The organism is Streptomyces sp. NPDC005483 (genome assembly GCF_040606035.1).
Classification (GTDB): domain Bacteria; phylum Actinomycetota; class Actinomycetes; order Streptomycetales; family Streptomycetaceae; genus Streptomyces.
The window spans coordinates 381,857-389,042 of record NZ_JBEXEA010000003.1 but is presented as its reverse complement, the minus strand read 5'-3'; the positions used below and the strand labels follow the sequence as shown (position 1 = coordinate 389,042).

Below are 7,186 nucleotides of genomic sequence, written 5' to 3'. Positions count from 1 at the left end.
GTGGCCGCTACGACGTGACGGTTGCTCTCGGTCGGTCGGTCGGGGTCTGGCATGCCTGGCCCACATGTGCGTGGCCGCTACGACGTGACGGTTGCTGTCGGTCGGTCGGTGGGGGTGTGGCGTGCCCGGCCTACATGTGTGTGGCCGCTACGACGTGACGGTTGCTCTCGGTCGGTCGGTCGGGGTCTGGCATGCCTGGCCCACATGTGCGTGGCCGCTACGACGTGACGGTTGCTCTCGGTCGGTCGGTCGGGGTCTGGCATGCCTGGCCCACATGTGCGCGGCCGCTACGACGTGACGGTCGCTCTCAGTCGGTGAGTCCGGCCGGCTGCGGCTCCCGGACCGGGGGCCGCGGTGCTGCCGGTTCGTCCGACGGCCCTTCCACGGAGACGCGGGGCAACGCCCTGTCCAGCCGGCGCGGCAGCCACCAGTTCGCGCGCCCGCACAGGTGCATGAGCGCCGGGACGACCACCATCCGGATCAGCAGCGCGTCGAGCGCGACGGCCACGGCGAGACTCACGCCGAACTCGGAGATCACCCGCATACCTCCGAACACGAAGGACCCGAAGACACAGAACATGATGGCCGCGGCGACGGCGATCACCTTGCCGGTCTCGGCCTGGCCGACCCGCACCGCCCGGTGGCTGTCACCGGTGTGGGCCCATTCCTCCCGCATCCGGCTGACCAGGAAGACCTGGTAGTCCATGGACAGGCCGAACATGATGCCGACGACCAGGATCGGCACGAACGACTCGATCGGTCCGGCGGCGCCGAGTCCGAGGAGAGAGGCGCCGAAGCCGTACTGGAAGACGACCACGATCGCGCCGAAGGCCACGCCGATGCTGAGGATGTTCAGCACGGCGCCGACGGCGGGGATGAGCAGGCTGCGGAAGGCGACGGTCAGCAGCAGGAAACCGAGCACGGCGATCACGAGAACGAACACCGGCAGCTTGCTCATCAGGGTCGACGCGAAATCGTCGTTGCTCGCGGTGAGACCGCCGACGTAGACCTTCATCGAGGTGCCCTGCTCGGCAGGCGGGATCACCTTGTCCCGCAGGTGGTTGATCAGGTCGGAGGTGGCCGCCGACTGCGGGGAGGTCGTCGGGACGACCGAGATCACCCCGACCGTCTGGCCCTCCCTCATCGGGGCGCCGGTGGCACTGGCGACGCCGTCGACCTGACCGAGCGCGGTGACGAGCTTCGCCTCGGCCGCCTTGTCGGCCGCGGTGGGAGCCTGCGCGGCGAGGACCAGGGGGCCGTTGAAGCCGGGCCCGAACCCGTCCGCGATCATGTCGTACGCCTGGCGGTTCGTGGACGTCGCGGGCAGGTTGCCGTCGTCGGACGCGCCCAGGCGCAGCGACAGCGTCGGGAAGGCGAGCGCTGCCAGCACGGCCAGGGCGAGCAGTCCGAGCGTCTTGGGCCGCTCCTGCACCCGCCGCGCCCACCGGGCCCACAGACCGCTCCCGCTCTCCGGGCCGCCCCCGTGGGCGGTGAGTGCGTAGCGCTCGCCGCGGCTGAGGACCCGGGGTCCGATCATGCCGAGCAGCGCGGGCAGCAGGGTGAGGGCCGCCAGAACGGTCAGTACGACGGTGACGGCCGCCCCGACGGCCATGCCGTTGATGATGCCGACGTTCAGGGTGAGCATGCCGAGCAGCGCGACGACGACGGTCAGCCCGGCGAACACCACTGCCCGGCCGGAGGTGTTGAGCGCCTTGGCCGTGGAGTCCGCGACACCCATGCCCGCCTTGAGGTGGGCGCGATGCCGGTTGACGATGAACAGGGCGTAGTCGATGCCCACACCGAGACCGATCAGCGAACCGAGGGTCAGCGTGGTGTCGGACAGCGTGACGAGGTGGCTGAGCAGCATCACCGCGACCGCGGAGGTGCCGACGCCGACGATGGCCGTGACGATCGGCAGCACCGCCACCCAGACCGCGCGGAAGACGAACAGCAGCACGACGAAGGCGAGGGCGATGCCCATGGCGTCGGCGACCGCGTTCGGCTCGGGGTTGACGGTGAACGCCTGCCCGTTCAGCGCGATGTGCAGGCTCTTCGTTTCCGGGGTGGTCGCGAGTTCCTTGACGTGGTCGATCTGGGCGTCGCTCACGTCCTGGTCGAACGCCACCGTGGCGTAGGCCGTCCTGCCGTCCTCGCTCACCTGAGCCGCGCCGGACGCGGTGTACGGGCTGGTCACGGAGGTGACACCGGGTGCTTCGGAGATCTGCCCCAGAGCAGCGTTCATCGTCCGCTCGGTGGCCTGCCCGGTGACCTTGCCACCGTCGGCCTGCCAGACGACTCTGCCGCTCTTGGCCGCCGCGCTGTCGGAAGCCTGCCGCAGCAGGGCCGTTGCCCTGGCCGAGTCGGTGTTCTGCGAGATCGGGCTGTTGCCGAAGGCGCTGCCGACCGCTCCGGCCCCGGCCCCGAGGGCGAGCAACAGGCACACCCAGGCCAGGACGACGGCGAGCCGGTGCCGGTGGCACCAGCGGGCGAGAGGGGACATCGAAGAGCCTTTCGAGGGGTGCGCCACGTGATCGGGTCCGGCATCCCGGCCCACCCTCACGCTCGCAGTCCCGCACTCTCTCGTCGTTGGCCGTACGCAGACACTTGCCTCTACTGCGCTCGCAGTAGACGAGCCGGTGAGGAGCCCGGGGAGACGGCCGGGGCGAGCTGTTCGAGCCGGGTGTGGACGTGCTCCACGTGAGGTTCGGGCTCCGGTTTCATCAGGACGCTGCGCAGGACCCGCGCGCCCTCGGCATCCGCGGCGCTCTTCGGATGGCGTGCGGTCCCGCTGCCCCGCCTGAAGAACATCGGCAGCAACTGCCTCTGCCGACCCGACGACACCCGGCCGGCCGGCTCGTTCTCGGTGCCTTCCTGACGCGGCCGATCCGCTGGGAGTTGATCGAGCAGCGGTACGACCAGACGGGTCAGTACGCCATCGCGCTCCGGCCGCACAACCAAGACGGAGCAGGCGCTGCGGTTTCACCCGCGGAGGCCCCAAGCACCCCACCCACCTGGCCCTCGAAGAACTCGGGCGCGCGGTCCGCACGGTCTTCGCCTCCGGCTACCGCGCCAGCCCCGGCCTGCGTCGGGAGATCTGCGCCGGGCTCCAGGCCGTGGAGAACTGGAACAGCGCCAACACCGTGCTGCATACGGCAAGGACGGCGCCCTGACCGGCCCGGACAGTGAGCATGCTGAGACCTCGATGCTCGCGACCTCGATGGTCGCGCCGCACCTGCTCCGGTCCGCGCTCCTGCACGTCGACACGCCGCTGGTCCAGCAGGCTCCGGCCGAGTCGGCCTGGGCGAAGAAGCAACTCGGTCGCGCATAGGACCGTGCACATCATCGACCTGCTGCCCGACAGCTAGGTCCGGGCCGACCACCAGCTCGACGCCGAGTGAAGCAAGCCGGCCGTATCGATGAGAGCGTGGCATGGTCATCCATCCGGTGGACAGCTGCGTGGACAGCACTGCGTCACACTGCCCCGGACCCGGCGGCCGGCCCGAAACAAGGAGCGACAACCATGCGGTACCGCACACTCGGCAGCTCGGACCTGAACGTCTCGGAGATCTCGCTCGGATCCTGGTTGACCTACTCCGGCGGCGTCGAGGCGGACGCGACCCGTGCCTGCACCGAGGCGGCGTTCGACGCGGGCATCAACTTCTTCGACACCGCCAACGCCTACGGCCGGGGCGCCGCCGAGACGGCCTGGGGCGAGATCCTCTCCGCCCACCCCCGCGACTCCTACGTCCTGGCCACCAAGGTCTACTTCCCGATGTCGGACGACCCGGCGGACCGCGGACTGTCCCCAGCGCACATCGCCCAACAGATCGACGCCTCGCTCACCCGCCTCCGGACCGATCACGTCGACCTGTACCAGGCGCACCGCTTCGACTCCGCCGTCCCGATCGAGGACACCGTCGAGGCGTTCCAGAAGGTCGTGGAGCAGGGCAAGACCCGCTACATCGGCTTCAGCGAGTGGACCCCCGAACAGATCCAGGCGGCGATCGACCTCGCCGGCCCCGATCTGTTCGTCTCCTCCCAGCCGCAGTACTCCATGCTGTGGCAGGCCCCCGAGGCCGAGGTGTTCGGCCTCTGCGCCGCGAACGGCATCTCCCAGATCGTGTGGTCGCCGCTGGCCCAGGGCGTGCTCACCGGCAAGTACAAGCCGGGGCAACCCGTCCCCGAGGGAAGCCGGTTCGCGTCCGCGGACATGGCGGTCTCCCAGGACCTGGTCTACAGCGACGCCATCCTCGAAGCGGTCCAGCGCCTCGTCCCGATCGCCGAGGAGGCCGGGACGAGCATGCCCACTCTGGCGCTCGCCTGGGTGCTGCGCCGCGGCGAGGTCGCCTCCGCGATCACCGGCGCCTCCCGCCCCGAACAGGTCCACGCCAACGCCGCCGCCTCCGGGGTGGAACTCTCCGACGACCTCCTCGCAGCTGTCGACCAGGCCCTCGGCGACGTCCCCGTCACCGAACCCACGCTCGCCCCCGGTGCCCAGGCCGGCATCAAGCACCGCTGAAGTCGCACGGCTGACAGCCCGGGTGGGCCGTCGGAGGCACCCGGTGGGACGCCGGTGTCCCGGGCTGTAGAACTCGCCGAAGGCGGTGCTCGCCGGGCAGGTGGGGTGGCGACTGATAGCACCACCGGCGGCCCGTCGGCGGGGGCGCCGCTGAGGTGGGGGAGTGCCGTGATCAGGGCGCGGTGAGGCCACCGACGCCCGGCCCCACGCGTCACACCGGAGTACCGACTTCCCGCCCCCTGCCGGGCCGGGACGAGCCGGGAACCGGCTCCTGCCCTACTCCTCCCAGGCGGCGGTGGCGATCGCCCGTTCCCGCCACTGCCGCACACCCGATCCGTCCGGCTCCCAACGGTGACAGAACTCCGCCAGAGCCTCGCACCGGGCGAGCATGGCGGCCTTCCGGACCGGCCATGGGGGCACGCCGCCGCCGTAGGCCCGGAAGAAGTGCGGAACTGCCTGGCGCTGGTCCGGGTGGTGCATCCGTACGATCCACTCGCACCAGGCCAGGTCCTCCACCGGGTCACCGATGTGGGCGAACTCCCAGTCGACGACCGCAGTCACCGTGCAGGACTCGGGGTCCAGCAGCACGTTGTGGGGACCGAAGTCGCCGTGCACAAGCACCTCGTCCGCCTCGTGCGGGGCCGCCGTCTGCCCGTTCGGTTCGGTGTCGTGGAGGCGACGCAGCACCTCACCGCAGCTCACCAGGACCGCTACCGCTCGGGCCGAGTCGAGGAGTTCCTGACCGGGCGTGCCCCGCATGAAGCCGAGGGTGAGGGTGGTGTCGTCGGCCGCCGTCAGCGGTGGCACTGGCAACCTGCCACGGAGCCGGGTGAGCAGCACTCGTTCACGTTCGAGCCTGAGTTCGGCATCGGGCCCCTCGTACGTCTTCTTCACGACGGCACCGTCGCTCAGGGTGCGGTTCGTGTAGCCGTGCTTCAACGGGCGCATCCGCTGATCATCCCCGAACAGGTTCGACCGCCGACAGTCACGTGGCGCGGCCCAGTGCGACAGAGTTGCTAGAGAATGGCCGCCGTGGCGTACCCCAAACCCGCCTCCGCAGCGATGACTGATGGGCCCGGGATCCTGTAGGGCAGCGGCCTGGCCGAGGGGGTGTCAGCGAAGACAGGACCGCCTGTTCAGCCGGGCGACTCCTTCCTGGGCTTCCAGCTTCTCCCGGAGTCGGACGTTCTCAAGGGTGACGTACCGCTTCGTCGTTGGAGGTGGTCCGGTCGGCGGAGATCTCCTGGACCAGATCGGGGTGGCGCCGGCGGAACGTCACGTTGCTCATGTCGATGCTGCAGGCGACACAAGGACGCACGGTCGGCGGTTGGTATCCTGGCGGGCCGACAGCAGCTCACGCCAGGGTGACGTGCATGCCGCCCTGCGCCAGGACTTCGAGGACCACGTCGAACAGGTCGTAGGGCTGGCCCTCCGGTGTCAGGGCCTGGGACAGGTGCTCGCGTGCTGACGCGGCTTCGCGCCAGAACAGGGTCGCGGGGGCGGTGTAGCTGAAGGTGCCGCGCAGGCAGTCGTCGAGGGCAGCCAGACAGCCGCCGAAGTAGCCGCCCGGACCGTTCACCGCCTCGCCGAGCGCCAGGTAGAGGCCCGGTTCGTCGGTGACGTGTCGGCCGTCGAGTTCGTAGACGTGACCGGTCGGCCGGTCATGGTGGGTGCGTCGGCAGGCCCGCTCCCGGACGAGGTCGAGCCAGGCTTTGCGGCGCCGGGTGTGGAGGCCGGCCCAGGCACCCTGGGTGTCCGGCGGCCCGGCGAACCACCGCTCCCAGATGGGCCGGGCGTATTCGGGAACAGGTGTGAAAAGCTCTCCGTCGAGTTCCAGGTCGATCCGATCCGTCCCGTAGGAGGATGGGCGCCAGGCGCTGACTCTGGCCCAGAGCAGGCGTTCGGTGAGCGGCTCGCCCTGGTCGTCCTGTATCTCCAGGGAGGCCTGCTCCAAATCCAGCGCCCGGCGGGTGCCCTTCATCAGTGCCGCCAGCAGCTGATCACCTTGTGCGAGCCCCCGCAGGATGAGCGGGGGCGACGACTGTTTGGGCGGCAGGACGCGGGCGAATTCCAGGCAGGAGCCCAGCCAGCGGTGCCCGTCGTGCACGCGAACTCGGCCCCTGTATCCCCCGGGTGGGCCTTCGTAGTCGTCCAGGCCGGTGAGTACGAGACTGTCTGTCCCCAGGGGCTGGCCCACGCTCTCCGCGTCCTCCAGCAGCCAGGCATCGGGCGTCTCATCGTCCGGCACCAGCCACACCCGGTCGCCGACCCAACCGCGCACTTCTGACTCCGCAACCCAGCCGAACAGCTCGTAAATCCCCCGCTGGGGCTCCCCGAACAGCCCTTCCACCTCGGCGCAGACGCCCCAGGCACACCCGTGCTCCTCCTCAGCCAGCGTCTATCGCGCGCGCCCGCGATGGCGCTCTTCTTCATGCACGGTGGGAATCATGCAGGGACCAGGGTTCGACGGCGAAGGCATTTTGCGCGCAGTCGGTCGCGATGCCTCAACTCAGCTGGTCATATGCGGGAGCGCACCGAGGGGTCGTCGCCCGAGTAGAAGCACTGGTGGAGTGCCGGTATTCGAAAGCTCCGGCATTCGCGGAGCGGTGTGTCCCAAGTTTTGGTGATCCATGAGTGGCGATGTCAGGAAACGTCTATGGTCCCTAT

At 69.9% G+C, this 7,186-nt stretch carries 6 protein-coding genes; 3 read left to right on the top strand and 3 right to left on the bottom strand.

What is annotated here, in order from left to right:
- Positions 1-307: 307 nt before the first annotated feature.
- On the bottom strand, positions 308-2,500 hold the full coding sequence (locus ABZT06_RS07880) for an MMPL family transporter (RefSeq protein WP_355736457.1): 2,193 nt from the start codon (positions 2,498-2,500) through the stop codon (positions 308-310).
- Between the two features lie 388 nt (positions 2,501-2,888).
- Between ABZT06_RS07880 and ABZT06_RS07875 the strand changes: the two genes are divergently transcribed.
- The 3 genes from ABZT06_RS07875 to ABZT06_RS07865 all read left to right on the top strand — a co-directional run bounded on the left by ABZT06_RS07875 (position 2,889) and on the right by ABZT06_RS07865 (position 4,519).
- Positions 2,889-3,170: a Tn3 family transposase gene (locus tag ABZT06_RS07875; RefSeq protein ID WP_355737055.1), complete on the top strand. Its 282-nt coding sequence runs from the start codon at positions 2,889-2,891 to the stop codon at positions 3,168-3,170.
- Between the two features lie 32 nt (positions 3,171-3,202).
- Positions 3,203-3,328, top strand: a complete 126-nt coding sequence (locus tag ABZT06_RS07870; protein ID WP_355736454.1) for a hypothetical protein — start codon at positions 3,203-3,205, stop codon at positions 3,326-3,328.
- 192 nt (positions 3,329-3,520) lie between these two features.
- On the top strand, positions 3,521-4,519 hold the full coding sequence (locus tag ABZT06_RS07865) for an aldo/keto reductase family protein (RefSeq protein ID WP_355736451.1): 999 nt from the start codon (positions 3,521-3,523) through the stop codon (positions 4,517-4,519).
- Between the two features lie 276 nt (positions 4,520-4,795).
- On the opposite strand, the gene ABZT06_RS07860 is transcribed toward ABZT06_RS07865, so the two are convergent.
- Both ABZT06_RS07860 and ABZT06_RS07855 read right to left on the bottom strand, forming a co-directional pair.
- Positions 4,796-5,467 (bottom strand): aminoglycoside phosphotransferase family protein, encoded by a 672-nt coding sequence (locus tag ABZT06_RS07860; RefSeq protein ID WP_355736448.1) that lies wholly within the window; start codon positions 5,465-5,467, stop codon positions 4,796-4,798.
- Positions 5,468-5,873: 406 nt separating this feature from the next.
- On the bottom strand, positions 5,874-6,914 hold the full coding sequence (locus ABZT06_RS07855) for a barstar family protein (RefSeq protein WP_355737052.1): 1,041 nt from the start codon (positions 6,912-6,914) through the stop codon (positions 5,874-5,876).
- Between the last annotated feature and the right edge of the window lie 272 nt (positions 6,915-7,186).

Coding starts and splice junctions, on each gene's coding strand:
- ABZT06_RS07865 (WP_355736451.1), top strand. CDS start 3,521: ATGCGGTACCGCACACTCGGCAGCTCGGACCTGAACGTCTCGGAGATC.
- ABZT06_RS07870 (WP_355736454.1), top strand. CDS start 3,203: ATGCTCGCGACCTCGATGGTCGCGCCGCACCTGCTCCGGTCCGCGCTC.
- ABZT06_RS07860 (WP_355736448.1), bottom strand. CDS start 5,467: ATGCGCCCGTTGAAGCACGGCTACACGAACCGCACCCTGAGCGACGGT.
- ABZT06_RS07880 (WP_355736457.1), bottom strand. CDS start 2,500: ATGTCCCCTCTCGCCCGCTGGTGCCACCGGCACCGGCTCGCCGTCGTC.